This window comes from Leisingera methylohalidivorans DSM 14336, assembly GCF_000511355.1.
GTDB lineage: Bacteria > Pseudomonadota > Alphaproteobacteria > Rhodobacterales > Rhodobacteraceae > Leisingera > Leisingera methylohalidivorans.
The window spans coordinates 1729128-1754676 of the sequence record NC_023135.1 but is presented as its reverse complement, the minus strand read 5'-3'; the positions used below and the strand labels follow the sequence as shown (position 1 = coordinate 1754676).

Here is a 25549-nt window from a genome sequence, read left to right as displayed (position 1 = left end):
AGTAAAAAAGGACGATTTCAAACAAAAGCCCAGCCGCCGTGGGGCTTTGGCAGCAGTCGGCTTGGGGGCGGCAAAGGCCGTTCTGCAGCTGGAAACGACAAGACCCCGGCGATGCCGGGGTCTTGAAAGTGTTTTTAGAGCAACTGGTTAGTCCATCGCCTTGAAGTTGAACTCGCCGCCTTCCTTGATGCCCGAGGGCCAGCGGGAGGTCACCGTCTTGGTGCGGGTGTAGAACTTGAAGCTGTCGGGGCCGTGCTGGTTCAGGTCGCCGAACATGGATTTCTTCCAGCCGCCGAAGGTGTGATAGGCCAGCGGAACCGGAATCGGCACGTTGATGCCCACCATGCCGATGTTCACGCGGCTGGCGAAGTCGCGGGCAGTGTCGCCGTCACGGGTGAAAATCGCAGTGCCGTTGCCGTATTCGTGATCCATCGCCAGCTTCAAGGCTTCCTCGTAAGTGCCTGCACGGACTGTGGAAAGCACCGGGCCGAAGATCTCCTGCTTGTAGATGTCCATGTCGGGGGTGACATGGTCGAACAGATGCGCGCCGACAAAGAAGCCGTCCTCGTAGCCCTGCAGTTTGAAGTCGCGGTTGTCGACCACCAGCTTAGCGCCCTGATCAACGCCGGACTGGATCAGGCCCAGGATCCGCTCTTTGGAGGCCGCGGTCACGACCGGGCCCAGATCGACGTCGTCGCCGGCGGTGTAGGGGCCGACCTTGAGGGTTTCGATGCGCGGGATCAGCTTTTCGATCAGCTTGTCGGCGGTTTCCTCACCCACCGGAACCGCAACCGAAATTGCCATGCAGCGTTCGCCGGCCGCGCCGAAGCCTGCACCGACCAGCGCGTCTGCGGCCTGGTCCAGATCGGCGTCGGGCATGATGATCATGTGGTTCTTGGCGCCGCCGAAGCACTGGGCGCGCTTGCCGTTGGCGGTGGCACGGGAATAGATGTACTGGGCGATCGGGGTGGAGCCCACGAAAGACACGCCCTGAATGATCTCGCTGTCCAGAATGGTGTCAACCGCTTCGCGGTCGCCGTTCACCACCTGGAACACGCCTTCGGGCAGGCCGGCCTCGACAAACAGCTCGGCCAGCATCAGCGGGACAGAGGGGTCGCGCTCGGACGGTTTCAGCACCACGGCGTTGCCGCAAGCCAGGGCGGGGCCGACGTGCCACAGCGGCATCATCGCGGGGAAGTTGAACGGCATGATCGAGCCGACAACACCCAGCGGCTGGCGCATGGAATACATGTCGATGCCGGGGCCGGCGCTGTCGGTGAATTCACCCTTCAGCATCTGCGGCGCGCCAACGCAGTATTCGATCACTTCCAGGCCGCGCTGCAGGTCGCCCTTGGCGTCGGGGATGGTCTTGCCGTGCTCGCGGCTCAGCGCCTCGGCCAGCTTGTCCATGTCGCGGTTCATCAGCGCGACCATTTTCATCATCACGCGGGCGCGTTTCTGCGGGTTGGTGGCGCCCCATGCAGGCTGCGCCGCCGCTGCCTTTTCAATGGCGTCGGTGGTTTCCGCAGCGCTGGCCATCGGGCACAGATACTGCACTTCGCCGGTTGCGGGGTTGAAGATATCGTCGAAGCGGCCCGAGGTGCCGGAGACCAGTGCGCCGTTGATAAAGTGGCCGAGTTCTTTCATCGGATCCTCCTCTGTTCAAGTTGCATCCATCCTAGGCTTGCAAAAAACACTGGAAAAGAGGAAAGATTTCAAAGAGGCTTTGCAAGAACGCAAAAGGTTAACGCTACGTTAATGGCAAGACGGAGGACCCGGGCCGATGGATCCGCAGTGGGATGATATGAAGGTGTTTTTGGCGGTGGCCCGGGAGGCGAGCCTGTCGGGCGCCGGCCGCACCCTGAAAATGGACCCCGCAACGGTGGGGCGGCGGGTCGCACGGTTCGAGGCAGCACTGGAAACGCCGCTGTTCGTGAAGTCGCCGCAGGGCTATGCGCTGAGCGCGGCTGGCGACCGGCTGCTGGCCCATGCCGAGGCGGCGGAACAGGCGATGCGGGCAGGCACCGAGGCGCTGAGCGGCCCGAGCGACACGATGTCCGGCCAGATCCGCATCGGCGCGCCGGACGGGGCGGCCAACTACCTGCTGCCGCAGGTCTGTGCCCAGATTGCCGAAGACAACCCCGATCTGGATATCCAGATCGTGGCTCTGCCGCGGGTGATCAACCTTAGCCGCCGCGAAGCGGATATGGCGGTGACGGTCAGCGCGCCGACAGCGGGCAAGCTGCTGGTGCAGAAGATCTGCGATTACCGCCTGCATCTGGTCGCCTCGCGCCATTACCTGAAAGAACACCCGCCGATCGAAAAGCTGGAGGATCTGAAAGGCCACAAGATGATCGGCTATATCCCGGACATGATCTTCGACAAGGAGCTGGATTACCTCAATGACATCGGGGTGGAGCGGGTGGCGCTGGCGTCGAATTCCGTGTCGGTGCAGATCAAGATGGCGGCGCAGGGCACGGCGGTCTGCATCGCCCATGATTTCAGCCTGCCGGCCCACCGGATGCTGCGCAAGATCCTGACCGGCAAGGTCAGCCTCAGCCGCAGTTTCCATCTGGTGCGGCATCAGGGCGACCAGCGCAGCGAGCGGCTGAACCGGTTTGCCCATGCGTTGTCTAAAGGCATCCGCGACGAGGTCGCACGGCTGGAAGCCTTGACTTGAAGCTGCGTTGCGGCACACTTAATTATACCGCAATAAAATTACGGAGGTGCGCAGCATGCTTGTTCAGGAGATTTTGAAGTCCAAGGCCGGTTCCGGTGTGGTCACCGTCTCGCTGCATGCTAGCGTTGCCGAAGCTGCAAAAGTCATGTCGGAGAACCGTTTCGGCACCGTGGTGGTTTCAGCTGACGGCGAATATCCGGACGGCATCCTCTCCGAACGCGACATTGTGCGGGAATTGGCCAAGGCGGGGTCCAGCTGCCTGGATCAGCCGGTCAGCGGCTATATGACGCGTGAGCTGGTCACCTGCACCAGCCAATCCAACGTGGGGAAAATCCTGCAGCAGATGACGGACGGGCGGTTCCGCCACATGCCGGTGGTCGAGGATGGGAAACTTATTGGAATCATTACCCTCGGGGATGCAGTGAAAGCACAGCTTTCACAGGTGGCGATGGAGAAGAACGCCTTGCAGGACATGATCATGGGGCACTGAGCCGCAGGGGCGGGATCCGTATTTCTGCGCTCTTGCAATGAGGGCCGCAAATATGTTTGCCTGTGCAGAAATTTTGACAAGGCAGGAGACCGCCGATGCGTGTGGGTCTGTATCCCGGCACCTTTGACCCGATCACCATCGGGCATATAGACATTATCCGCCGCGCCAGTGCGATGGTGGACAAGCTGGTCATCGGCGTGGCGATAAACCGCGACAAGGGGCCATTGTTCAACCTGGAAGAACGGGTTGAAATGATTGAAGCGGAATGCGCCAAGCTGAGCACCGAAACCGGGACCGAGATTGTTGCGCATCCGTTTGAAAACCTGCTGATCAACTGCGCCCGCGACGTCGGCGCCCAGATCATCGTGCGCGGTTTGCGGGCGGTTGCCGATTTTGAGTATGAGTTTCAGATGGTCGGCATGAACCGGGCGTTGGACAGCTCGATTGAAACCGTGTTCCTGATGGCCGAGGCGCGGCACCAGGCGATTGCCTCGAAACTGGTTAAGGAAATTGCCCGGCTGGACGGCGACGTGTCGAAATTCGTCACCCCGCTGGTCAAGGCCAAGCTGATGGAGCGTCTGGGCAAAACCGCCTGAGGCGCGATGCGGATTTGAATGCCAGCAAAGCCGGGCCCTGCGCCCGGCTTTGTGCTGCCGGCGGCGTGCTGCGCGCGGATCGCGGCTGGTGCCGCCGCTGTATTTCAAGAGAAAGATTTGAAACCCACTGGCGCAGCAGGTGCGGGGGCGGGGCTCAGCGCCAGAAAGCGATCCAGTCGATCAGGGCAAACAGTTTCTTGCCCAGGAAGATCATGTGCAGATCGCCGAACATGGCGATGTCGATCACCGCGGCGGCGATCAGGAACACCCCGAGGGAAATGGCAATCCGGTTGGTCATCGGGGCTCCGCCGCAATTGAAAACGCCCGCCCAGATAACCTGAGCGGGCGTGAAGTCTCAAGAGGTCAGGCCGCGGGCAGCCCCGGTTTGCCTCAGCCCAGTTTACCCATGGCAACGGCGACATCGGCCATGCGGACCGAGAAGCCCCATTCGTTGTCGTACCAGGCCAGCACCCGGACCAGGCGGCCGTCCAGAACCCGGGTCTGGTCCGGTGCAAAGATCGAGCTTTCCGGCGAATGGTTGAAGTCGACGGAGACCAGCGGCGCAGGCTCATAGCCCAGCACACCCTTCATCGGGCCTTCGGCGGCTTCCTTGACGGCGGCGTTGATCTGCTCGGCGGTCACCTCGCGGCCGGCGCGGAAGGTCAGGTCCACGGCGGAGACATTCGGGGTCGGCACGCGGATCGCGGAGCCGTCCAGACGGCCTTTCAGGTTCGGCAGCACTTCACCCAGGGCCTTGGCGGCGCCGGTCGAGGTCGGGATCATCGACATCGCCGCGGCGCGGGCGCGGTACAGGTCCTTGTGGCGGCGGTCCAGGGTCGGCTGGTCGCCGGTGTAGGCGTGGATGGTAGTCATGATGCCGTGCTCGATGCCGAACGACTCGTCCAGCACTTTGGCCAGCGGCGCCAGGCAGTTGGTGGTGCAGGAGCCGTTGGAGATCATGGTGTCCGCAGCGGTCAGCTGGTCGTCATTGACGCCGAACACGATGGTCTTGTCGACGTTCTTGCCGGGGGCGGACAGCAGCACTTTCTTCGCGCCGCGCTCCAGGTGCGCCTTGGCCTTTTCGCCGTCGTTGAACTTGCCGGTGCATTCCAGAACCACGTCGCAGCCGGACCAGTCCAGCTCACCCATGTCGTAGGTCGAGAACATCTGCATGTCGCCGCGGCCCAGGTTCATGGTGCCGTCGCCGATTGTGACCTCGCCGGGGAAACGGCCATGCACAGAGTCGTATTTGATCAGATGCGCTGCGGTGTCCAGCGGGCCGGTGGCGTTCACCTTGATCACTTCGATGTCGTCGCGGCCCGAGGCTGCGATATGCGACAGGGTGCAGCGGCCGATGCGGCCAAAACCGTTGATCCCGACTTTGATGGTCATGAGTTACGTCTCCAAGCGAGCAAAAACCTTTGCCCGCCATATAGACCGGTGCAGATGTGGTCTAAAGAGGTAAAAGCGGCATTAAATGAAACTGTTAGCGCAAAATTCCCCCGATGGCGCTAACGGTTCCTTCCGGTGGCGTTAACGGAAAACCGGCCGCGGACGCGGTGGCGCTAACGCTTGCGGCGGGCGCCGGAAGCGGGCAGATTGCCAGCCATAGGCGGACAGGGATTAAGGGATTTGGCATGAGCGGTTTGCTGGCGCTACTGGATGACGTTGCGGGGATCGCCAAGGTGGCGGCGGCCTCGGTCGATGATGTGGCGGCGGCGGCTGGCAAGGCCGGAGCCAAGACGGCCGGCGTGATCATCGACGATGCCGCGGTGACACCCAAATACCTGCAGGGCTTTGCGCCTGCGCGGGAGCTGCCGATCATCTGGCGCATCACCCGCGGCTCGCTGTTCAACAAGCTGATCCTGCTGATGCCGGTGGCGATGCTGCTGGCGAACTTTGCCCCCTGGCTGATCACGCCGCTGTTGATGCTGGGCGGGTGCTATCTGTGTTTTGAAGGGGCCGAGAAGATCTTTCACGTGCTGTTTCCGCATGTCAGCCACGCCATTGACGAAGATATGAGCATCAAGGATCCCGGCCATCTGGAAGAGCAGAAGATCAAGGGCGCCATCAAGACCGACTTCATTCTGTCCGCCGAGATCATGACCATCGCGCTGGCCGCCATCGAGGCGCCGAATGTCTGGATGCAGGCGGCGACCCTGGCGGTGGTGGCCATCGGGGTGACGCTGGCGGTTTACGGCTCGGTCGCGCTGATCGTGAAAATGGATGATGTGGGCCTTTATCTGGCGCAGAACGCCTATACCTCAACCGGCCGCGGGCTGGGGCGCGGGCTGGTGAAGTTCATGCCGGTGCTGATGAAGATCCTGTCCGTGGTCGGCACCGCGGCGATGCTGTGGGTGGGCGGCTCCATCATTATCCACGGGCTGGAGGTTCTGGGCTTTGGCTGGCTGGGGCACCACATCCACGATTGGGCTTATGCAATCGGCCACGCGGTGCCTGCGGGCTGGTCCGGCTTTGCCGAGTGGACGGCTAAGGCAACGATGGACGGGGTGTTCGGTGTGGCACTGGGGCTGCTGCTGATCCCGCTGGCAACCAAGGTGGTTGCCCCTGCATGGCGGGGTATTGCAGGCCAAAAGACTGACCGTTCTTAAACCGAATCCGGCTCGGCGTTTACCCTCTCGTAACCCTTGCGGGATCAAATAACAGACAGACAGCGGGTCATACCGGAGGCGGTTAGCCGCCTGATCCGCTGCTTTTCTGCTATCTGTGTCTGGAGAGGGTCTGCTGTGAAAAATTTGATGCTGAGTGTTTTTGTCTTTAGCGCCAGCGCCAGCGCCTTGCCGGCGCTAGCCGCCGGGCCCTGCGGGGTTCTGTGCGATGCGGAGTTTTACGAGACTGCAACTCCGGCCTCGGTTGAGCAGCTGGTTGCCGAAGGTGAAGATGTGAACGGCAAGGATCCAATGGGGCGGTCGCCATTGCATTTCGCTGGCGCTGCCAGCGCGGACACGATCCGCGCCCTTATCGCCGCGGGCGCTGTTGTTTCGGCACCTGACAGTCTTGACCGTAAACCGATCCACTTTGTCACCGCCGCCGGCAGTCCTGAGAATGTTGTCGTATTGCTAAAGGCTGGCGCTGATCCGAATGCACGGACCGCCAACAACTGGACACCGCTGCATGGAGTCGCAAAATGGGGACGGCCCGAAATCATCCGCGTTCTGCTGGAGGCCGGCGCTGATCCAGGCGCCACAAATGACATGGGGGAAACGCCTTTTGACCTGGTGGGAAACAATACCCAGGTTTTGGAGTCACCTGAATTTCACGTGCTGAAGGAAGCCAAAACCCAATAGACGGCGAAATGAAAATGGGCGCCCGGGGGCGCCCATGAAGAATTTCTTTCGTTGCGGGAAGTGCGTTTGCCTTAGCCCAGCAGCTCTTTCACCTTGGCGACGGTACCCTCGGCGGTGATGCCGAAGCGCTCGAACAGCTCGCCTGCCGGGGCTGAGGCGCCGAAGCGGTCCATGCCGACAAAACCGGCCTTTTTCTCCTGGCCGCGCTCGCCCAGCAGCCAGCGGTCCCAGCCGCCGTCACGGACAGCGGCCTCGATGCCGACGCGGATCGGGCCTGCGGGCAGCACCTTGCGGCGGTAGGCTTCGTCCTGCTCGGCAAACAGCTCCATGCAGGGCATGGAGACCACACGGGTGCCGATGCCCTCGGCTTCCAGCTTGGCCTTGGCGTCCATTGCGACAGAGACTTCAGAACCGGTGGCGATCAGGATCACCTGGCGCTTGTTCTCGGCCTCGGCCAGCACATAGGCGCCTTTTTCGACCATGTTGCTGAGCTTGTGCTCGGTCCGGACGGTCGGCAGGTTCTGACGGGTCAGCGCCAGCACCGACGGGGTCTCCTTGGAGGTGAGGGCAATTTCCCAGGCCTCGGCGGTTTCCACGGTGTCGGCGGGGCGGAACACATAGGTGTTCGGGGTGGCGCGGCAGATCGCCAGGTGTTCGACCGGCTGGTGGGTCGGGCCGTCTTCGCCGACACCGATTGAATCGTGGGTCATCACGAACACGGTCGGGATCTTCGACAGGGCGGCCAGGCGCATTGCCGGGCGGGCATAGTCGGTGAAGCAGAAGAAGGTGCCGCCGTAAGCGCGCACGCCGCCGTGCAGCACCATGCCGTTCATCGCCGCGGCCATGCCATGCTCGCGGATACCCCAATAGACGTAACGCCCTTTGCGGTTGTCGGTGTCGAACATGCCCAGATCGCCGGTCTTGGTGTTGTTGGATCCGGTCAGGTCAGCAGAGCCGCCCACGGTTTCCGGCATGATCGGGTTGATCACTTCCAGCGCCATTTCCGAAGACTTGCGGGTGGCAACCTTGGGCTGGGTCTCGGACGCCTGCTTTTTCAGCGCCTTGATGGTGGCGGACAGCTTCTTGGGGGCGTCCAGGCTGTAGGCGCGGTTGAAACGGTCCTGTTTTTGCGAGGACAGCTCGGCAAAGCGGGCTTCCCAGGCTTCGCGCTCGGTCTTGCCGCGGGCGCCGATTTCTTCCCACTGGGATTTGATATCCGCCGGCACTTCGAAGGGGCCGCTGGTCCAGCCATAGGCATCCTTGGCCGCCTGCAGCTGGTCCTGGTCGGTCAGCGCGCCGTGGCCTTTGGAGGTGTCCTGCGCGGCATGGCCCAGGGCAATATGGGTCTTGCAGGCAATCATCGAGGGTTTCTTGGACTTCTTGGCGGCGGTGATCGCCTCGTCGATGGCCTTGGGGTCGTGGCCGTCGATTTCCAGCACCTGCCAGCCGGAGGCCTTGAAGCGCTGCACCTGGTTGGTGCGGTCGCTGAGCTCAACCGTGCCGTCGATGGTGATGTTGTTATTGTCCCAGAACACGATCAGCTTGCCCAGCTGGTGGCGGCCGGCCAGGCCGATGGCCTCCTGGCTGATGCCTTCCATCAGGCAGCCGTCGCCTGCGATCACATAGGTGTGGTGATCGACGACCTTCTTGCCGTAATGGGCGCGCTGCATTTCCTCGGCCATGGCAAAGCCGACAGCGTTGGAGAGGCCCTGGCCGAGCGGCCCGGTGGTGACCTCGACCGCGTCGATCAGGAAGTTTTCCGGATGGCCCGCGGTGATCGCGCCGGTCTGGCGGAAGTTCTTGATCTGATCAAGCGTCACCTGTTTGTCGCCGGACAGATAGAGCAGCGCATAAATCAGCATCGAGCCGTGGCCCGCCGACAGGATGAAGCGGTCGCGGTCCGGCCACTTCGGGTTGGAGGCATCGAATTTGAGGTGCTTTTCAAACAGCACGGTCGCCACGTCGGCCATGCCGATCGGCATGCCGGTGTGGCCGGAATTGGCGGCGGCGACGGCGTCCAGTGCCAGCGCGCGAATGGCGGCGGCCTTGTTCCAATGGTCGGGATTGGCGGTGCGCAGGGCTGTCAGGTCCACTTGGATCGTCCTTTGGCGTTAACAGGCAATTGCTGCGCTCAATAACAGCGATGCCGCAAAGATCAAGCATGGTTGCGCGCATGTCTGCTATGTTGCGCGAAGTTGGCGCGGCAAGTGGTTGAAAGACAAGGGGGGGTGTTTTATCCCTGAAAGGGAAGAACTGGCCCATGTCGGCGGCAGATGCGCGATTCGCGCGGGCGCCGGAAAGAATATGGCACTGATGTGGACGGGTGAGGGACAGGCATGAACCAGATTGAAGAATTGCAAGGCCGCATTCAGGCCGCGCTTGAGCGTATCAGCGCCGGCTCGGCCGCACTGCAGGACGCGCGCGAAGCGGATAAGGTCAAGGCCGTTGAGGCCGCGGCAGAGGCCGCCAGAGCGGCGGAGGCGGCGGCGGCTGGTGCGGCAACAGCTGAAATTGAACAGGCGCTGGAAGAAGAAAAGCTTGCCAATGCGCAGCTGGAAGAGCGGGTAAGGGTGCTGCGCGCACGTCTGCAGGAGGCTGAAAACCAGGCGCCCGCCGGAAGCGAAGATGTGGCGGCGATGGAAGCCGAACTGCAGCTGTTGCGCAACGAAGCCGGAGATCCGGCGGAAAAGGAAGCCCTGCGCAGCGAAATTGCGCGTCTTAAGGGCGAGCTGGAGGCCGCGGCCAATACCGCCGCCAGCGACAAGGAAGCGCTGGAGGAGCAGCTTGCGGAGGCCCGGGCGGCCAATGACAGCCTGAAGGCCCAGCTGGAAGACGCATCGCTTTCTGCGGCAGCACCGGCGGATGCGGCCCCGGCCCAGGACATGGGCGCGGAGATTGAACGCCAGAATGAAACCCTGCTGCGGCTCGATGCCGAACTGCAGCAGTTGCGCCAGGCCAACGAGGAGCTGCGGGCCTTGAACAGCGCGCTGCGCGACGCAAATGCCCAGAGCCTGGGTGATGCCGGGCTGATCAACACTGCAATGGAAGCCGAGATCGAAGGCCTGCGTGCAGCCCAGGCCAGTGACCAGGCCCAGGTCAACGCGGTGCTGGCCAGGCTGGAGCCGCTGTTGGCCAATGCCCGCAACCTGCCGGAAGGGGAGGAAGTCTGATGCCGGAAGTGACCATAATGATCGGCGGCCGCGGCTTTGAGGTCTCCTGCCAGGAAGGCGAGGAAAGCTATCTGCATTCTGCTGCCAAGATGCTGGATGACGAGGCGCAGGTGCTGTCGGACCAGATCGGCCGGATGCCCGAAGCGCGGATGCTGCTGATGGCCGGCCTGATGCTGGCCGACAAGACCGCCGCGGTCGAAGACCGGATCAGGGAGGTTGAGGCCGTGCTGGCCGAACGCGACCAGGAACTGGCGGATCTGCGCGCCATGCCGGCACCGGAGCCCGAGCGGATCGAAGTTCCGATCGTGCCGCCGCAGGTCACCGAGAGCCTGGCCGAACTGGCCGCCCGGACCGAGGCGCTGGCGCAGGAAATCGAAGAAAAGGCCCAGCCGGCCGTTTGAGATTGGCCCGTTTGAGATTGGCCGGCGCCTGCGCAGGGGCGAGGGAAATCGGCAGAATCTTGTTGGTTTTCCGGTCTTTGCCGGCGCCGCGGAAACACTGTTATTGCTGCAGCCGGGCTGCCGGGCGCGCGTCCGCGGCGGCCGTCTGCGATAATTTCACCGCCAGGGAAGAAGTCCTGACGCAGTGGAGCAGCGCAGAATGTACGAAGCATTGATCCTGGCAGTTTTGCTGCTGGCAGGGGCCTCGGCGAGCGCGTGTGACATCGGCCTGCCGCAGCCGGAAGAGGACCTGCCGGAGACGGAGCCCAGGGAAAAGTCCGACCGCCTGCAGCTTGGCGATGAAGCCGGCAGCATCAATGCAGGCAGCGGCAAGGACCTGTTCGAACTGCATCGCGATCCGGATGCATCCGCAACTGCGGGCTGACCCCGCCGGAAGCACCGCCGGTTCGTGCACACAAGCGGAGGCCTGATGGCCATTGTTTCCCTCCGGGGGATAAACCGTTTACGGCAAATTTTTGGCAAAATCACAACAAAATCTGGACCAATTTCAAGAATCCCCCCCCCAGTCAGGTTGTGTTGAATTTAAGATTTCTACCTTTGGGGGATTAAATGATTGGTGCACTTGTTCTGAGCACATTGGCAATTGCCGGCCTGGCGATCAGCCTTGATGACGGCGATGATAACGCGCCCGAGCCTGATCCCATTGATGAAAGCCCTGAACCTGAACTGCCGGGAAACCTTGCAACGGACGGGCCGGATGATCTGGTCCTGGGGGATGAAGACGATTTTCTGGACGCAGGGACCGGGGCCGACCGGGTGCAGTCCGGTGGCGGCAATGATCAGATCTCGGGCGGCGAGGGCAAAGACACCGTCCTGGCAGGCGACGGCAACGACACCGTCTCTGGCGGCGCGTTCCATGACCTGATTTACGGCGGCAACGGCAATGACCTCCTGTCCGGCGAAGGCGGCCTCGACACGGTTTTTGGTGAAGGCGGCAACGATACGCTGGACGGCGGTGATTGGGACGACATGCTGGTTGGCGGCCTGGGTTATGACAGCCTGACCGGCGGCATCGGAAACGACATGCTGATTGCCGGCTCAGGAAAAGACGTGGCCTTTGGCGGCGACGGCAATGACACTGTCTCTGGCGGCGAATTTCACGACATAGCCTATGGCGGTGCCGGGAATGACTCGCTGGCTGGCGATGGCGGCATTGACGTTCTGTTCGGCGACGATGGCGACGATACGCTGGACGGCGGCGCCTGGGATGACGATCTGATTGGCGGCGATGGCGCGGATGTTCTGAACGGCGGCGACGGCAATGATGCCCTCAGCGGCGTGAACCTGACGCGGGACCTGACGCCGGAAGAGGTTGCCAGCCTGCGTGACCAGGAGGAGGGTGCAACGCTCGAGGGGGTTGGCTTCTCCACCGCGGACGACGGCGCGGATACGCTGGATGGCGGCGCTGGCAATGACTTCCTGCTGATGGGGGCCGGCGATACCGGGACCGGTGGCGAAGGTCAGGATGACTTTGGTCTGTATGTGTCGCAGGAGGCAGACGGTGTGATCACCATTACCGACTACACACCGGGCGAAGACCTGGTTCAGCTGGTTATTGATAATGGCAGTGAAACCGTAGATGCGGACGACTACAGCGTTGAAGATGATGCGGAAACCGGCGATGCGCTGATCCTGCACCAAGGTGAAGTGGTGGCCCGCCTGCAGGGGGCCGGCGGAAGTTTTACCGCCGATGATCTGATGTTGATCGACGCGGCGTAAAATCCCGCACCCTTCACCAAACATAAAAGGCCTGCCGCAACAGAATGCGGCAGGCCTTTGTGATGAAAAGAGCCTTCAGCTTTTAGCCGTTGGCTTCGCGGATCTTGTCGGCGGCCTCTTTGTTGAAGGCAATGCCGTTCTGATCGAACATGCCGTCCAGCTCGCCTGACAGGGTCATCTCGGTGATGATGTCGCAGCCGCCCACAAACTCACCCTTGATGTAGAGCTGCGGGATTGTCGGCCAGTCGGAGTATTCCTTGATGCCGGAGCGGATGTCCTCATCCGCCAGCACGTTCACATCGGTGTAGTCCACGCCGATGTAGTTCAGAACCCCGGCCACGCGTGAGGAGAAGCCGCACTGGGGCATTTCCTTGGTGCCTTTCATGAAGAGCACTACGTCGCTGGCTTTGACGGTTTCGTCGATGCGGGTTTTTACGTCGGTCATTGGTTCATGTCCTTTTGGTCGTGCCGCCGTGGGGGTCCGGCAGAAAGTCGTTGAGCGCGAGATATGCCACAATGGGCAGCAATAAAAGGGCCGCAGCCGGAGAAACTTGATTTCCTGCCAACCCAAGCAGCCAGCCCAAACAGTTTATTCCGGCGCTTTTGTGGTCAGCGCCAGCGCGTGCAGCTCGCCGTCGGGGCCGTCCATCTTGCCTTTCAGCGCGGCATAGACAGCGCGCTGCTGCTGGACGCGGTTCTTGCCGCGGAAGCTTTCATCGACGACCATCGCCGACATATGCACGCCGTCGGTGCCGGCCACCTGGATTTCAGCGTCGGGAAAGCTTTCGCGCAGCAGTTCTTCGATTTCGTGGGCTTGCATGGGCATCCGGAGAAGTCCTTTGTCTTGTTTGGTAAAAATGTAGGTGGCTGCCGGGGCCTCTGCAAGCAGGATTAACTGCCGCCTTGCGCAAAGGGCGCCAGACTTTCCACAAAATCCGGCAGGGCGGCAAGGGCGTTCTGCACGCTGTCTTCCTCAAAGTCCCGGACCGAGGCCGGGTTTTCGGGGCAAAGCGATGCGGCCAGGTCTGCGCAGCGGGTTTGCAGCGTCACTGGCAGGGGCAGGGCGGCGGCCTCCTGCAGCACCAGAAGGGCTTCGTGGATGGGGCGCAGCACCCGCAGGGCATAGGCCATATGCGGCAGCAGGTCTGGATCATCGCGCCAGGTTTCGCCGCCGAACAACTCTTGCGTCACCCGCTGGCCGGCGCCGGCGCAGGAATAGGCCACGCAGCCGCCAAAGCCGCGCAGCTTCAGATCATCGTGGATCGTGCAGCGGAAATCCGGGCCAAGGTTGGGGCAGGGCGTGTCGGCGTCTTTGAGCAGGCCAAAGTCTTCATGCGCCCTAAAAGGATAGGCGAGGCAGCACAGGGCGGCGCAGCGGCTGCAATCCTCAGTCAGCTCAGGAAGGGTCAAAAAGCGGTCCCCGGTTTAGAAGAAAGGGCGGGACGGCTGCGCCATCCCACCCTTGCGCTTCACTTTGCCGCGGCGCCCGGCAAGAGCGGCGCGGCGCGTTATGATCAGGCGACCGCAGCGGCAAAGCTGGAGCGGAAGATCTCCTTCAGCTCGGCCAGCGGCGCCTCGGAACCGCCGATCTTGACCGTATCACCGCCGAATTTGCCGACAGTGGCCAGCGCCACGCCGGCCTGGCCTGCGGCCAGCATCAGCGCTTCGGCCTGGTCAAAGTTGCAGGCGACCAGGTAGCGGGCCTGATCCTCGCCAAACACGGTCGGGGTGTCGCCCGCATCGATCTGCACGCCAACGCCGGCCTCTTCGGCCATCTCAAACGCCGCCAGCGCCAGGCCGCCATCGGCCAGATCGGTGCAGGCTTTGATCAGCTCGCGGTTGGCGCGGATAAATTCGCCGTTGCGCTTTTCGGCTTCCAGATCAACCGCCGGAGCGTCGCCGTCCTCGCGGTTGAAGACCTCGGCCAGCAGAGCCGACTGGCCCAGATGGCCAATGGTTTCACCGACCAGCAGGGCGACATGGCCGTCGCGGACCTCGCCGGTGATCGGCTCTTCGCCCGCGGCGATCAGGCCCACGGCGCCGATGGTCGGGGTCGGCAGGATGCCTTTGCCGTCGGTTTCATTGTAGAGCGAGACATTGCCGGAAACGATCGGCATGTCCAGCGCGGCCACGGCCTCGCCGATGCCTTTGATGGCGCCGACGAACTGGCCCATGATCTCGGGCTTTTCGGGGTTGCCGAAGTTCAGGTTGTCGGTTGTTGCCAAGGGCTTGGCGCCGACAGCTGTCAGGTTGCGATAGGCCTCGGCCACCGCCTGTTTGCCGCCCTCGAAGGGGTTCGCCTTGACGTAGCGCGGGGTCACGTCGGAGGTGAAGGCCAGTTTCTTGTCCGTGCCATGCACCCGGACGATGCCGGAGCCGGTGCCCGGACGGCGCTGGGTGTCGCCCATCACGGTGGTGTCGTACTGCTCGTAAACCCACTGCTTGCCGGCGTAGTTCGGCGAGGTGAGCAGCGCCTTCAGCCCGTCGATCGGATCAATGGTGGGGACGTCGGCGTCGGTCAGCGGTTCCGCCGCCGGGGTCGGCACCCAGGGGCGGTCGTATTCCGGCGCGGTGGAGGCCAGTTTCGACAGCACCAGATCCGCTTTCACGTCACCGTTGTGCAGGATCAGGAAGCGGTCCTCGGCAATGGTTTCGCCAACGATGGCAAAATCCAGGTCCCATTTTTCAAACACGGCGCGGGCGTCTGCTTCCAGCTCGGGCTTCAGCACCATCAGCATGCGTTCCTGAGATTCCGACAGCATCATCTCATAGGCTGTCATATTCTCTTCGCGCTGCGGCACGTCTTCGAGGTTCAGCTTGACGCCCAGCTTGCCCTTGTCGCCCATTTCCACGGCCGAGCAGGTGAGGCCGGCAGCGCCCATGTCCTGGATCGAGATCACGGCACCGGTCTGCATCAGCTCCAGCGTGGCTTCCATCAGACGCTTTTCGGTGAACGGGTCGCCGACCTGCACGGTGGGGCGTTTTTCCTCGATAGTGTCATCGAATTCGGCAGACGCCATGGTGGCGCCGCCGACGCCGTCACGGCCGGTTTTGGCGCCCAGGTACACCACCGGCATGCCTACGCCCGATGCTGCCGAGTAGAAAATGCTATCGGTCTTGGCCAGGCCTGCCGCAAATGCATTGACCAGGCAGTTGCCGTTGTAGGCCGGATGGAAGCGGACTTCGCCGCCGGCGCAAGGAACGCCGAAACAATTGCCGTAGCCGCCGATGCCCTCGACCACGCCATTGACCAGCTGGCGGGTCTTGTGGTGGCCGGGCTCGCCGAAGGAAAGGGAGTTCATCGAGGCGATGGGCCGCGCGCCCATGGTGAAGACGTCGCGCAGAATGCCGCCAACCCCGGTTGCCGCCCCCTGGTAGGGTTCGATGTAAGAGGGGTGATTGTGGCTTTCCATCTTGAACACCACGGCGTCGCCGTCGCCGATATCCACGATGCCGGCGTTTTCACCGGGGCCGCAGATCACCTGCGGGCCGTCGGTCGGCAGGGTGCGCAGCCATTTCTTGGATGACTTATAAGAGCAGTGCTCGTTCCACATCGCCGAGAAGATGCCCAACTCGGTGAACGTCGGCTCGCGCCCGATGATTTCCAGGATCAGATCGTATTCCTCGGGCTTCAGCCCGTGATTGGCAATCAGTTCAGGCGTGATGGCGGGTTCCTGCATCCGTAAACGTCCCCAATGGCTGCGATTGCGCGCCTTTTAGGGCAACGAGGGGCGCGGGGGAAGCGGAATTAGTGGAATCCCGGCCAGATGCCGGCAGAGGCGTCCTTGCGCCGCAGCGGCCGTGGCGCGTGCCCCGGTTAAGATTCAGTCTTTTCAAAGCGGTAGATTTGCGGGCACGCGGTCAGTCTGACGCTGAAATTACAAGCATGGCGAAAGTCCGCGGCGGTTCGGATAAGAAAAAACGGGCTTTGTTTTTCCCTCATTGCTATCCAACGGCAAGGGCGGACCAGCCGGGAGAGAGCCGCAAGCAGCAAAGCACAAGAGCCAGGGATCCGGATTGACTGATGCTTAATAACCCTTCGGGGCCAATGGGTTATGGCCAAAAAAAAGGCCGAGCACTAAGCTCGGCCGAAGTCCAACAGGGAGGTATGAAGGGGGGCGAAGCCGCCGCCTCCATGACCTTCATTTAGGGCCCCAAGCCTGCCCCTTCAAGGGGATTGACGCCAAACAAAGATCAAAGCTGCTATGCGGAAATTGCATGGCTTTGGCTGCTGCACCGGTTCGCACTATCCAAAACGGGTCAAACCCCTGCCATGCGGTGAAAATCCGTCCCGCTGATGCGCTGGCGCGGGTCAGAGTTTGCCCAGCTCTTTCATATGTTTCCGATGCGCCATGATTTCGGATTGCACGAAGTCGCGGAACGCGCCGACACGCTGCGAATGGCGCAGTTCTTCGGGATAGGCGAGGTAGACTGGAACGCTGTGCTGATCCTCTTCCGGCAGCAATTCGATCAGCTGCGGGAATTCCTCGGTCACATAGTCCGGCAGAATGCCGACACCCAGATTGTACAGAACGCTTTGCAACACGCCGAAATAGTTGTTGACGGTCAGCAGCGACCCCGGGTTTAGCGCCATCAGCTTTTTGCCCAGCACGGCAGCGGAGCTTACTTGGGCAGAGCGCTGGTTCTGGCAGATCAGCCGGTGCTGGGAGATGTCTTCAGCGGCTTCCAGGGGGCCGCGCTTTTTCAGATAGGCCGGCGAGGCATACAGCCCCATCCGCACGGTCATCAGCCGCTTGCGCACCAGATCGGCCTGGCTGGGTTCCTTCATGCGGATGGCCACATCAGCCTCGCGCATGGGCAGGTCCAGAACCCGTTCCTCCAGCATCAGGTCGATTTTCAGATTGGGGTATTGCTCATACAGTTTGGTCAGCCGCGGCGCCAGCCACAGGGTGCCGAACCCGACAGTGGTGGTGACCCGCAGTTCGCCGAACACTTCCTCTTCGCTGTCACGGATGCGGGCAGAGGCGGCTTCAAGCCGTGTGGACATGGATTGGGTGGCGTCAAACAGCAGCTCTCCCTGTTCGGTGAGAATCAGTCCGCGCGCATGACGGTGGAACAGCGTCGTATTCAAGGTCTCCTCCAGCGCCCGGATCTGGCGGCTGACCGCTGATTGCGACAGATTCAGCCTGTCACCGGCATGGGTGAGGCTGCCCGCATCGGCCACCGCGTGAAATATTCTAAGCTTATCCCAATCCATATGCGTTACTTTCTGTGCGTTTGGGGCCGACCGTATGAAATCTTAGTTATGTATCAGTTTCCGTGACGCAAGCGAGCAAAAACGAAAAAAAAGCGGCTATTCAGGTCAGCAATTATGACCTATTCTTCGGGTCATAAAGTGCAAGCTAATCCCGGTTGAGGAGGCCATGATGAGCACGCCGAAAATCTCACTCAATGACAAGTACGACCTGACGAAATCGCCGGTGCTGCTGAACGGCACCCAGGCTCTGGTGCGGCTGATGCTGATGCAAAAGCACCGCGATCAGGCGGCAGGTCTGAATACCGCCGGACTTGTCACCGGCTACCGCGGTTCGCCCCTGGGGGCAGTCGACCTGCAAATGAGCAAGGCCGAGAAACATCTGAAGGCGGCGGATGTCACCTTTCAGTACGGTCTGAACGAGGACCTGGCGGTAACCGCCCTGTGGGGCGCGCAGCAGGCCGAGGTCCGCGGCGAAGGCAAATACGACGGCGTGTTCGGCCTGTGGTACGGCAAAGGGCCGGGCGTGGACCGCTCGGGCGATGCGATCCGCCATGCCAATATGGCCGGCTCGTCCAAGCACGGCGGCGTTCTGCTGGCCATGGGCGACGACCACACCGGCGAAAGCTCCACCGTGCTGCACCAGTCGGAATGGTCGCTGCTGGACTGCTACCTGCCCATCGTCAGCCCGGCCGGCGTGCAGGAAATCCTGGATTACGGCATTTACGGCTACGCGCTCAGCCGGTTCTCTGGCCTGTGGACCGGTCTCAAGACCATGAAGGACACCATCGAGGTGACCTCGGTTGTCGATGCCCGCCCGGAGCGGATGCAGCTGGTGACCCCGGAATTCGACATGCCGGCAGACGGGTTGAACATCCGCCTGGACGACGACCGTTTCCGCCAGGAAGACCGCATCATCGACTACAAGCGCTTTGCGGCTGAGGCGTTTTCCCACGCCAACAAGATGGACAAGCGCATGTGGGGCAAGCCCGGTGCCAAGATCGGGTTTGTTGCCGCCGGCAAGAACTGGCTCGACCTGGTGCACGCGCTGAAACTGCTGAACATCGACGAGACCATGGCCGAACGCCTCGGGCTGACCACCTATAAGGTGGGCCAGACCTGGCCGATGGACATGAAGGGCTTTCACGACTGGGCCGAAGACCTGGACCTGATTGTCGTGGTCGAGGAAAAACGCAAACTGATCGAGATCCAGATCAAGGAAGCGATCTTTGACGACCGCCGGGGCCGCCGGGTCTATGGCTGGTACAAGGGCGGCGCCGGCAGCCTGCACCGCGAGGAGCTGTTCCCGACACGCTATGCGCTTGACCCGATCATGATTGCCGAAAAACTGGGCGGCATCCTGATCGAGGAAGGCCGCGAGACTGAGGCTATCCGCGCAGGCCTGGAAGGTCTGTCCGAAGCGCGCCGCGCCGACAATGCCGAGGAAATCGCCACCCGTCTGCCCTACTTCTGCTCGGGCTGCCCGCACAATTCCTCCACCAAACTGCCGGAGGGCTCGCGCGCCTATGCCGGCATCGGCTGCCACTTCATGGTGCAGTGGATGGACCGCGAGACAACCGGCTTTACCCATATGGGCGGCGAGGGCGTCAACTGGGTCGGCGAGGCGCCGTTCTCCAAGCGCAAGCATGTGTTCCAGAACCTTGGCGACGGCACCTATAACCACTCCGGCGTGCAGGCGATCCGTGCCGCGCTCGCCGAAGGCACCAACATCACTTACAAGATCCTTTATAATGATGCGGTTGCGATGACCGGCGGGCAAGCTGCCGAGGGCGGCCTGACCGCGCAGCAGATCGCGCATGAGCTGACCGCGATGGGCGTCAAGACCATCGCCGTGGTCTATGACGAAAAAGAGGATGTGAACGCCGCGCTGTTCCCGGCGGGCATGCGGATGCACGAACGCGCCGAGATGATGAAGATCCAGCGCGAGTTCGAACAGGTCGAGGGCGTCTCTGCCATCATCTACATCCAGACCTGCGCTGCCGAGAAACGCCGCCGCCGCAAGAAGGGCCAATTCCCCGATCCGGACCAGCGGGTGTTCATCAACACCGATGTCTGCGAGGGCTGCGGTGATTGCGGGGTGCAGTCGAACTGTGTGTCCATCGTTCCCAAGGATACCGAACTGGGCCGCAAACGGGCGATCGACCAGTCCTCCTGCAACAAGGATTTCTCCTGCGTGAACGGTTTCTGCCCGTCCTTCGTGACGGTGGAAGGCGCCAGGATCCGCAAGGAGGCGACGGCGGATATCGACCTGCCGCATCTGCCCAAGCCGCAGCTGCCCGCCATTGACGGCACCCATAACGTGGTGATCACCGGTGTCGGCGGCACCGGTGTTGTGACCATCGGTGCGGTGCTGGCACAGGCGGCGCAGATCGACGGGCTGGGCGCCGGGCTGATGGAAATGGCAGGCCTCGCCCAAAAGGGCGGTGCGGTGCATATCCACTGCCGGATTGCACAGAAACCCGAGGATATTTCGGCGATCCGCGTTGCCACCGGCGAGGCGCATGCGCTGATCGGCGGTGACCTGGTGGTCAGCGCCGGCGCCAAGACCCTGGGTCTGACCTCCACCGGCCGCACCGGCGCGGTGGTGAACAGCCACGAGATCATCACCGGCGATTTCACCCGCGACACCGAGTTTGCGATTCCCACAGACCGGCTGCAGGTGGCGCTGCAGGCGCGGCTGCGCGACCGGGTGGATCTGTTCGATGCCTCGGAGCTGGCGCGCGCCACCATGGGCGACTCGATCTTCTCCAACATGATGGTGTTCGGGGGCGCCTGGCAGCGCGGCCTGGTGCCGGTCAGCCACGCGGCCATCGAACAGGCGATCGAAATGAACGGCGCCGCGGTAGACCGGAACAAACGTGCCTTTGACATCGGCCGCTGGGCGGTGCTGCATCCGGAAGAGGCCGCCCGGCTGATGCAGCCGGAAACGGTGGATAAGCCCAAGTCTTTGGAAGAAAAAATCGCGTTCCGCGCGGATCAGCTGGTGGCCTATCAGGGCAACGGCCTGGCCAGGCGTTATACCAGCCTGGTGGAGGGCATCAGTGATCCGGCGCTCAAGGAAGCGGTGGCAAAAGGCTACCACAAGCTGTTGTCCTACAAGGACGAATACGAGGTTGCCCGCCTGCTGCTGGACAGCCGCGCCAAGGCGGAAGCAGAGTTTGAGGGCGATCTGAAACTCTCTTACCACCTGGCGCCGCCGATGCTGAGCGGCACCGATCCGAACGGCCGCCCGAAAAAGCGCAAGTTCGGCGCCGGCATGGAGCGCGGGTTCCGCCTGCTGGCCAAGCTGAAACGCTTGCGCGGCACGCCGCTCGACATCTTCGGCTATACCGCCGAGCGCAAGATGGAGCGCGCGCTGATCAAGCAGTTTGAGGCTGACATGAAGGAATGGCTGCCCAAAGCCGCGCCCGCGATCATGGAGCCGCTGACGGCATTGGCTGAACTGCCGCTTTCGATCCGCGGTTTCGGCCCGGTAAAGATGGCGAATGAGCAGAAGGCCGCAAAACGCCGCGAGGAGCTGCTGGCAGCGTTGCGCCAGGGCGGCGTGCCGATGAAAGAGGCCGCCGAGTAACAGAGGGGCCGGCGGGGCTCCCGCCGGTTTCGATCCATTCCCGGAATGGCCCGGCTCCGTTGGTCCCGGCGCCGCGCATCAGCGCGGCGCTGTTGCGTTCCGGTCTGTCCCGCGCGGATTGGGGCTTCTTTCTGGTTTAAAACACTCCCGGGTCCGGGGCAGAGCCCCGGCCATTGCCGCGAAAACCGACACCCTGCTGTGATGATCTCCCGGAACAAGCCGCTGCCCCTGATCGCCCGCCATCTGCACGCCGCACTCCGGATGGAACTGCTGATCAGGGAGTTCAGGAAACGCATTGTTGCGCCGGGCGGAACGGTGATTGGAGATCCGGTCTGCCGCGGAACATCGGACCCTCTGTGCAAACACACGAAAGCAATGATGGATTTCCTGCGCAAAGCCACGTATGAGCTGTCTGCAGTACCGCTCGAGCCCGATGCATTAGGGTTTGAGTGCGAGAAAAAACACTGCGTGTGAGAGAGCTTTATGGCTGTTGGCATCTTTGATTCAGGCCTGGGCGGGCTGACCGTCCTTGACGCGGCGCAAAAGCGCCTGCCGGATGTGGATTTTCTGTATTACGGCGACAATGCCCGCGCGCCTTATGGTGTGCGCGACGCCGAGGATGTCTTTCAGCTGACGCAGGCCGCCGTTCAGGACATGTGGGACAAGGGCTGCGATCTGGTGATTCTGGCCTGCAACACCGCCTCGGCCGCCGCCTTGCGCCGGATGCAGGAGGGCGGCCTGCCCAAAGGCAAGCGGGTGCTGGGTGTCTTTGTGCCCTTGATCGAGGCCATGACTGAGCGGCAGTGGGGCGACAACTCGCCGCCGCGCGAGGTTGCGGTTCAGCATGTGGCGCTGTTTGCCACGCCTGCCACTGTCGCCAGCCGCGCCTTTCAGCGGGAGCTGGCCTTCCGCGCCATCGGCGTCGATGTCGAGGCGCAAAGCTGCGGCGGCGTGGTCGACGCGATCGAGGACGGCGACATGATCCTGTCCGAAGCGCTGGTGCGCAGCCATGTGGATGCGCTGAAACGCAAGATGCCCCACCCCGAGGCGGCGATCCTCGGGTGCACCCATTATCCGCTGATGGAAGAGACCTTCCAGGCCGCGCTGGGGCAGGAGGTCAAGGTGTACAGCCAGGGCAATCTGGTGGCCGACAGCCTGGCCGATTACCTGCAGCGCCACCCGGACATGTACGGTGCCGGCACGGGCGGCTATTTCACCACCGGAGACCCGGCCCGCGTCAGCGACCGCGCAACCCAGTTTCTCCGACGGGAAATCACCTTTCAGTCGGCCTGACCGCAATCGCCCCGGAACCTTGTTCCAGGTCATAGTGCGCGGGCGCATTTCCCCCTATCCCTCTCCGCAGATGGCTGCGGATCCGGCATATCATATTGAAAGACGAGGTCTGACATGACCCATAAAGTGGCTATCCTTGGCGCTTCCGGCTACACCGGCGCTGAACTGGTGCGGCTGATTGACCAGCACCCGAACATCGACATCGCGGCGCTCTCGGCCGACCGCAAGGCCGGCATGACCATGGCTCAGGTCTTTCCGCATCTGCGCCATATGGAGCTGCCGGCGCTGTGCAAGATCGGCGAGATCGATTTCTCTGACATCGACCTGTGTTTCTGCGCCCTGCCGCACAAGACCAGCCAGGAAGTCATTGCAGCGCTGCCCAAGACCCTGAAGATCGTCGATCTGTCAGCGGACTTCCGGCTGCGCGATCCGGCGGAATATGAGAAATGGTACGGCAATCCGCATGCGGCGCTGGAGCAGCAGGCGGAAGCCGTCTACGGCCTCACCGAGTTCTACCGGGATGAGATCAAATCGGCCCGTCTGGTGGCCGGCACCGGCTGCAACGCGGCCACCGGCCAGTTTGCCCTGCGCCCGCTGATCGAAGGCGGCGTCATTGATCTGGACGATATCATTCTGGACCTGCAATGCGCTGTGTCGGGCGCGGGCCGGTCGCTCAAGGAAAATCTGTTGCATGCGGAGCTGAGCGAAGGCTGCAATGCCTATGCCATCGGCGGCACCCACCGGCATCTCGGCGAATTCGATCAGGAATTCAGCAAAATTGCGGGCCGCCCGGTGAAGGTGCAGTTCACACCCCATCTGCTGCCTGCCAACCGGGGCATTCTGGCGACCGTCTATGTGAAGGGCGATGCCAAGGCGATTCATGATAGCTTTGCCAAGGCTTACGCCGATGAACCCTTTATCACACTGCTGCCGTTCGGCGAGGCGCCCAGCACCCATCATGTGCGCGGGTCCAACTTCTGCCATATCGGCGTGGCGCAGGACCGGATCGAGGGCCGGGCGATTGTGATCGCCGCGCTGGATAATCTGACAAAAGGCAGCAGCGGGCAGGCCTTGCAGAACGCAAACCTGATGTTAGGTGAGACGGAGACCGAAGGGCTGATGATGGCGCCGCTGTTCCCCTGATCCGGGGGGCGCGCGCAATCAAGGGCCCTGAAACGAGGACGCCATGAAGAACCTGAAGAAACAGCGCCGGATCCAGGTCATTGCCGTTGCCGCAGTGGCGCTGGTGGTTGCAACTGTCCTGATCGGCTATGCCATGCGCGACGGGATCAACTATTTCCGCTCGCCCAGCCAGGTGGCCGAGGCGCCGCCGGACCCCTCCGAAGTGTTCCGTATCGGCGGCCTGGTCGAGGAAGGGAGCCTGCTGCGCGGCCAGGGCGAAACCGTGCGCTTTGCCGTCACTGATGGCGGCGCGACGGTGCAGGTCGCCTATACCGGTGTGCTGCCGGACCTGTTTGAAGAGAACCAGGGCATGGTCGGAACCGGACGTTACGTGAACGGTGTCTTTGAAGCCTCTGAAATTCTGGCAAAACATGACGAAACCTATATGCCCAAGGAAGTCATGGATGCGTTGAAGGCGCAGGGGGTCTATCAGGAGCCTGAAACCTGATACCGGTACCGAACCAAAACGCTCCCGCCCCAAAGGCGCCTCCCCGCGGGGAGGCGTTTTGCGTTGGGCCGGGCGCCGCGCGATGCGCGGCGCGGCAGCGCCCCTGAGGCGGTGTTGCGCATTGTGCGTACGCTGCTGTCAGGAGATCTTTCCGCATTTGCACGATGATTGCCCTGGATTGACCCGGCAGAAAAAGGGTGAGGTGCGATGCAGACTGTACTGGAAATCGCTGCGCAGATCGTGGCGCGTGAAGGCGGCTTTGTGAATGATCCGGAGGATCCCGGAGGTGCCACCAAATACGGGGTCACCATCGGCACCCTGCGGCGGCTGGGGCTGGATCTGACCGGCGATGGCACCGTTGATCCGGCCGATGTGCGGGCGCTAAGCCGGGCGCAGGCAATTGAAATCTTCATCCGCCATTATTTCGAAGCGCCCCGGATCGCCGCCCTGCCGGAGTGTCTGCAGGCCACGGTGTTTGACATGTATGTGAATGCCGGCAGCAACGCGGTGCGCATCCTGCAGCGTTTGCTGTGCGAGATGGGCTACAGCGTTGCGGTGGACGGCACGGTCGGGCCGCAGACAGCAGGCGCCGCCGCCGATGCTGCCGCCATTGGCGCAACCGCGCTGCGCGATGCTTACGGGGTGGCGCGCCGGAATTATTACTTTCGTCTGGCGGACCGCCGCCCGTCCAGCCGCAAATACGCCCGCACCCGCGCAGGCGGCAAGGGCGGCTGGATCAAACGGGCCGAGGAATTCATCTCGCCGGGCTACCGCCTGAACCGGCAGGCCTTTCAGGAAAGGATCGCGGCATGGGGCTGATCGCTGACATTCTGGGATTTGTGTTCGGCAGCCAGCGCAATGTCCTGCGGGAAACTGCCGAAGTCTTTCGCGAAAACGCCGAAACCGGTGCCGTCCGCGCGCATGAGGTGCGGATTGCAGCGCTTGGCCAGTTCGGCAGCGAATTTCAGCGGCCCGCGAAAGGCTGGTTCGACCGGTTCATGGACGGGCTGAACCGGCTGCCGCGTCCGATGCTGGCACTGGGAACGCTGGCGCTGATGGTGTCAGCGCTGAGCGACCCGGTATGGTTTGCCGCCCGGATGCAGGGGCTGGCGCTGGTGCCGGAACCGATGTGGTGGCTGCTGGGAGTCATCGTCTCCTTTTATTTCGGAGCGCGGCATCAGGTGAAGGCACAGGAATTTCAGCACGGGCTGGCCGCCAGCATGGCCCGGGTGCCGCAGGCCGTCGAGAACATCGCCGCGCTGGACAGGCTGCGGGCAGACTCCCCTGCAGCGGCCGCCACCGGCACTGACGCCGCGGCCCGGCTTCAGGCCACGGCTGCGGACGCAAATCCGGCGCTGGAAGCCTGGAAAGCCCGCCGCGGCTGATCACAATTTA

At 62.5% G+C, this 25549-nt stretch carries 25 protein-coding genes; 16 read left to right on the top strand and 9 right to left on the bottom strand.

Annotated features, from left to right (window positions below; genetic code table 11):
- Positions 1 to 147: 147 nt before the first annotated feature.
- Entirely contained in the window at positions 148 to 1647 is a 1500-nt protein-coding gene (locus METH_RS08710; protein WP_024090074.1) for a CoA-acylating methylmalonate-semialdehyde dehydrogenase, read from the bottom strand.
- A 136-nt stretch (positions 1648 to 1783) separates the two neighbouring features.
- Between METH_RS08710 and METH_RS08705 the strand changes: the two genes are divergently transcribed.
- The 3 genes from METH_RS08705 (at position 1784) to coaD (ending at position 3766) form a co-directional block, all read left to right on the top strand.
- On the top strand, positions 1784 to 2680 hold the full coding sequence (locus METH_RS08705) for a LysR family transcriptional regulator (RefSeq protein ID WP_024090073.1): 897 nt from the start codon (positions 1784 to 1786) through the stop codon (positions 2678 to 2680).
- 55 nt (positions 2681 to 2735) lie between these two features.
- On the top strand, positions 2736 to 3170 hold the full coding sequence (locus METH_RS08700) for a CBS domain-containing protein (protein WP_024090072.1): 435 nt from the start codon (positions 2736 to 2738) through the stop codon (positions 3168 to 3170).
- A 95-nt stretch (positions 3171 to 3265) separates the two neighbouring features.
- The gene (gene coaD / locus METH_RS08695; protein ID WP_024090071.1) at positions 3266 to 3766 is read left to right on the top strand and encodes a pantetheine-phosphate adenylyltransferase; all 501 of its coding nucleotides are present in this window, start codon (positions 3266 to 3268) and stop codon (positions 3764 to 3766) included.
- Between the two features lie 154 nt (positions 3767 to 3920).
- Here coaD and METH_RS24305 read toward each other — a convergent pair whose 3' ends face one another.
- Both METH_RS24305 and gap read right to left on the bottom strand, forming a co-directional pair.
- A complete protein-coding gene (locus tag METH_RS24305; protein ID WP_024090070.1) occupies positions 3921 to 4064 on the bottom strand; it encodes a hypothetical protein in 144 nt (47 codons plus the stop codon).
- A gap of 92 nt (positions 4065 to 4156) precedes the next feature.
- Positions 4157 to 5158, bottom strand: coding sequence for a type I glyceraldehyde-3-phosphate dehydrogenase (gene gap / locus METH_RS08685; RefSeq protein WP_024090069.1), 1002 nt, complete (start codon positions 5156 to 5158; stop codon positions 4157 to 4159).
- Between the two features lie 245 nt (positions 5159 to 5403).
- Between gap and METH_RS08680 the strand changes: the two genes are divergently transcribed.
- Both METH_RS08680 and METH_RS08675 read left to right on the top strand, forming a co-directional pair.
- On the top strand, positions 5404 to 6378 hold the full coding sequence (locus METH_RS08680) for a DUF808 domain-containing protein (RefSeq protein ID WP_024090068.1): 975 nt from the start codon (positions 5404 to 5406) through the stop codon (positions 6376 to 6378).
- Positions 6379 to 6525: 147 nt separating this feature from the next.
- A complete protein-coding gene (locus METH_RS08675) occupies positions 6526 to 7074 on the top strand; it encodes an ankyrin repeat domain-containing protein (protein ID WP_024090067.1) in 549 nt (182 codons plus the stop codon).
- A gap of 71 nt (positions 7075 to 7145) precedes the next feature.
- Here METH_RS08675 and tkt read toward each other — a convergent pair whose 3' ends face one another.
- Positions 7146 to 9167, bottom strand: a complete 2022-nt coding sequence (gene tkt, locus METH_RS08670; RefSeq protein ID WP_024090066.1) for a transketolase — start codon at positions 9165 to 9167, stop codon at positions 7146 to 7148.
- A gap of 243 nt (positions 9168 to 9410) precedes the next feature.
- On the opposite strand from tkt, the gene METH_RS08665 reads away from it, so the two are divergent.
- The 4 genes from METH_RS08665 (at position 9411) to METH_RS25145 (ending at position 12424) form a co-directional block, all read left to right on the top strand.
- A complete protein-coding gene (locus tag METH_RS08665; RefSeq protein ID WP_024090065.1) occupies positions 9411 to 10244 on the top strand; it encodes a coiled-coil domain-containing protein in 834 nt (277 codons plus the stop codon).
- Complete coding sequence (locus METH_RS08660; protein ID WP_024090064.1) at positions 10244 to 10645, top strand: cell division protein ZapA; 402 nt, start codon at positions 10244 to 10246, stop codon at positions 10643 to 10645. The genes METH_RS08665 and METH_RS08660 overlap by 1 nt, the downstream gene beginning before the upstream one ends.
- Before the next feature lie 199 nt (positions 10646 to 10844).
- A complete protein-coding gene (locus METH_RS08655; protein ID WP_024090063.1) occupies positions 10845 to 11069 on the top strand; it encodes a hypothetical protein in 225 nt (74 codons plus the stop codon).
- Between the two features lie 185 nt (positions 11070 to 11254).
- Entirely contained in the window at positions 11255 to 12424 is a 1170-nt protein-coding gene (locus METH_RS25145; RefSeq protein ID WP_052348690.1) for a calcium-binding protein, read from the top strand.
- An 82-nt stretch (positions 12425 to 12506) separates the two neighbouring features.
- Here METH_RS25145 and grxD read toward each other — a convergent pair whose 3' ends face one another.
- The 5 genes from grxD to METH_RS08625 form a co-directional block, all read right to left on the bottom strand.
- Positions 12507 to 12869, bottom strand: a complete 363-nt coding sequence (grxD, locus tag METH_RS08645) for a Grx4 family monothiol glutaredoxin (RefSeq protein ID WP_024090061.1) — start codon at positions 12867 to 12869, stop codon at positions 12507 to 12509.
- Positions 12870 to 13013: 144 nt separating this feature from the next.
- Entirely contained in the window at positions 13014 to 13250 is a 237-nt protein-coding gene (locus METH_RS08640; RefSeq protein WP_019297755.1) for a BolA/IbaG family iron-sulfur metabolism protein, read from the bottom strand.
- Positions 13251 to 13315: 65 nt separating this feature from the next.
- Entirely contained in the window at positions 13316 to 13834 is a 519-nt protein-coding gene (locus METH_RS08635; RefSeq protein WP_024090060.1) for a hypothetical protein, read from the bottom strand.
- Between the two features lie 104 nt (positions 13835 to 13938).
- Positions 13939 to 16104 (bottom strand): phosphoribosylformylglycinamidine synthase subunit PurL, encoded by a 2166-nt coding sequence (purL, locus tag METH_RS08630; RefSeq protein WP_024090059.1) that lies wholly within the window; start codon positions 16102 to 16104, stop codon positions 13939 to 13941.
- A 632-nt stretch (positions 16105 to 16736) separates the two neighbouring features.
- Complete coding sequence (locus tag METH_RS08625; protein WP_024090058.1) at positions 16737 to 17642, bottom strand: LysR family transcriptional regulator; 906 nt, start codon at positions 17640 to 17642, stop codon at positions 16737 to 16739.
- A 169-nt stretch (positions 17643 to 17811) separates the two neighbouring features.
- On the opposite strand from METH_RS08625, the gene METH_RS08620 reads away from it, so the two are divergent.
- The 7 genes from METH_RS08620 to METH_RS08590 all read left to right on the top strand — a co-directional run bounded on the left by METH_RS08620 (position 17812) and on the right by METH_RS08590 (position 25539).
- Positions 17812 to 21231 (top strand): indolepyruvate ferredoxin oxidoreductase family protein, encoded by a 3420-nt coding sequence (locus METH_RS08620; RefSeq protein ID WP_024090057.1) that lies wholly within the window; start codon positions 17812 to 17814, stop codon positions 21229 to 21231.
- A 201-nt stretch (positions 21232 to 21432) separates the two neighbouring features.
- Positions 21433 to 21705, top strand: coding sequence for a lysophospholipid acyltransferase family protein (locus tag METH_RS08615; protein ID WP_024090056.1), 273 nt, complete (start codon positions 21433 to 21435; stop codon positions 21703 to 21705).
- A gap of 9 nt (positions 21706 to 21714) precedes the next feature.
- Complete coding sequence (locus METH_RS08610; protein ID WP_024090055.1) at positions 21715 to 22524, top strand: glutamate racemase; 810 nt, start codon at positions 21715 to 21717, stop codon at positions 22522 to 22524.
- A 114-nt stretch (positions 22525 to 22638) separates the two neighbouring features.
- On the top strand, positions 22639 to 23667 hold the full coding sequence (argC, locus tag METH_RS08605; RefSeq protein ID WP_024090054.1) for an N-acetyl-gamma-glutamyl-phosphate reductase: 1029 nt from the start codon (positions 22639 to 22641) through the stop codon (positions 23665 to 23667).
- Between the two features lie 43 nt (positions 23668 to 23710).
- Complete coding sequence (gene ccmE / locus METH_RS08600; protein ID WP_024090053.1) at positions 23711 to 24154, top strand: cytochrome c maturation protein CcmE; 444 nt, start codon at positions 23711 to 23713, stop codon at positions 24152 to 24154.
- A 207-nt stretch (positions 24155 to 24361) separates the two neighbouring features.
- Entirely contained in the window at positions 24362 to 24973 is a 612-nt protein-coding gene (locus METH_RS08595; protein ID WP_024090052.1) for a holin-associated N-acetylmuramidase, read from the top strand.
- On the top strand, positions 24964 to 25539 hold the full coding sequence (locus tag METH_RS08590) for a holin family protein (RefSeq protein ID WP_024090051.1): 576 nt from the start codon (positions 24964 to 24966) through the stop codon (positions 25537 to 25539). The genes METH_RS08595 and METH_RS08590 overlap by 10 nt, the downstream gene beginning before the upstream one ends.
- Positions 25540 to 25549: the final 10 nt, after the last annotated feature.

What these genes read in the sequence shown, in the direction of transcription:
- METH_RS24305 (WP_024090070.1), bottom strand. Translation starts at nt 4,064, where the DNA reads ATGACCAACCGGATTGCCATTTCCCTCGGGGTGTTCCTGATCGCCGCC.
- METH_RS08705 (WP_024090073.1), top strand. Translation starts at nt 1,784, where the DNA reads ATGGATCCGCAGTGGGATGATATGAAGGTGTTTTTGGCGGTGGCCCGG.
- grxD (WP_024090061.1), bottom strand. Translation starts at nt 12,869, where the DNA reads ATGACCGACGTAAAAACCCGCATCGACGAAACCGTCAAAGCCAGCGAC.
- METH_RS08625 (WP_024090058.1), bottom strand. Translation starts at nt 17,642, where the DNA reads ATGGATTGGGATAAGCTTAGAATATTTCACGCGGTGGCCGATGCGGGC.
- METH_RS08655 (WP_024090063.1), top strand. Translation starts at nt 10,845, where the DNA reads ATGTACGAAGCATTGATCCTGGCAGTTTTGCTGCTGGCAGGGGCCTCG.
- argC (WP_024090054.1), top strand. Translation starts at nt 22,639, where the DNA reads ATGACCCATAAAGTGGCTATCCTTGGCGCTTCCGGCTACACCGGCGCT.
- METH_RS08700 (WP_024090072.1), top strand. Translation starts at nt 2,736, where the DNA reads ATGCTTGTTCAGGAGATTTTGAAGTCCAAGGCCGGTTCCGGTGTGGTC.
- METH_RS08640 (WP_019297755.1), bottom strand. Translation starts at nt 13,250, where the DNA reads ATGCCCATGCAAGCCCACGAAATCGAAGAACTGCTGCGCGAAAGCTTT.
- METH_RS08620 (WP_024090057.1), top strand. Translation starts at nt 17,812, where the DNA reads ATGAGCACGCCGAAAATCTCACTCAATGACAAGTACGACCTGACGAAA.
- METH_RS25145 (WP_052348690.1), top strand. Translation starts at nt 11,255, where the DNA reads ATGATTGGTGCACTTGTTCTGAGCACATTGGCAATTGCCGGCCTGGCG.
- METH_RS08680 (WP_024090068.1), top strand. Translation starts at nt 5,404, where the DNA reads ATGAGCGGTTTGCTGGCGCTACTGGATGACGTTGCGGGGATCGCCAAG.
- coaD (WP_024090071.1), top strand. Translation starts at nt 3,266, where the DNA reads ATGCGTGTGGGTCTGTATCCCGGCACCTTTGACCCGATCACCATCGGG.
- METH_RS08675 (WP_024090067.1), top strand. Translation starts at nt 6,526, where the DNA reads ATGCTGAGTGTTTTTGTCTTTAGCGCCAGCGCCAGCGCCTTGCCGGCG.
- METH_RS08590 (WP_024090051.1), top strand. Translation starts at nt 24,964, where the DNA reads ATGGGGCTGATCGCTGACATTCTGGGATTTGTGTTCGGCAGCCAGCGC.
- purL (WP_024090059.1), bottom strand. Translation starts at nt 16,104, where the DNA reads ATGCAGGAACCCGCCATCACGCCTGAACTGATTGCCAATCACGGGCTG.
- METH_RS08595 (WP_024090052.1), top strand. Translation starts at nt 24,362, where the DNA reads ATGCAGACTGTACTGGAAATCGCTGCGCAGATCGTGGCGCGTGAAGGC.
- gap (WP_024090069.1), bottom strand. Translation starts at nt 5,158, where the DNA reads ATGACCATCAAAGTCGGGATCAACGGTTTTGGCCGCATCGGCCGCTGC.
- METH_RS08615 (WP_024090056.1), top strand. Translation starts at nt 21,433, where the DNA reads ATGATCTCCCGGAACAAGCCGCTGCCCCTGATCGCCCGCCATCTGCAC.
- ccmE (WP_024090053.1), top strand. Translation starts at nt 23,711, where the DNA reads ATGAAGAACCTGAAGAAACAGCGCCGGATCCAGGTCATTGCCGTTGCC.
- METH_RS08665 (WP_024090065.1), top strand. Translation starts at nt 9,411, where the DNA reads ATGAACCAGATTGAAGAATTGCAAGGCCGCATTCAGGCCGCGCTTGAG.
- METH_RS08710 (WP_024090074.1), bottom strand. Translation starts at nt 1,647, where the DNA reads ATGAAAGAACTCGGCCACTTTATCAACGGCGCACTGGTCTCCGGCACC.
- METH_RS08660 (WP_024090064.1), top strand. Translation starts at nt 10,244, where the DNA reads ATGCCGGAAGTGACCATAATGATCGGCGGCCGCGGCTTTGAGGTCTCC.
- METH_RS08610 (WP_024090055.1), top strand. Translation starts at nt 21,715, where the DNA reads ATGGCTGTTGGCATCTTTGATTCAGGCCTGGGCGGGCTGACCGTCCTT.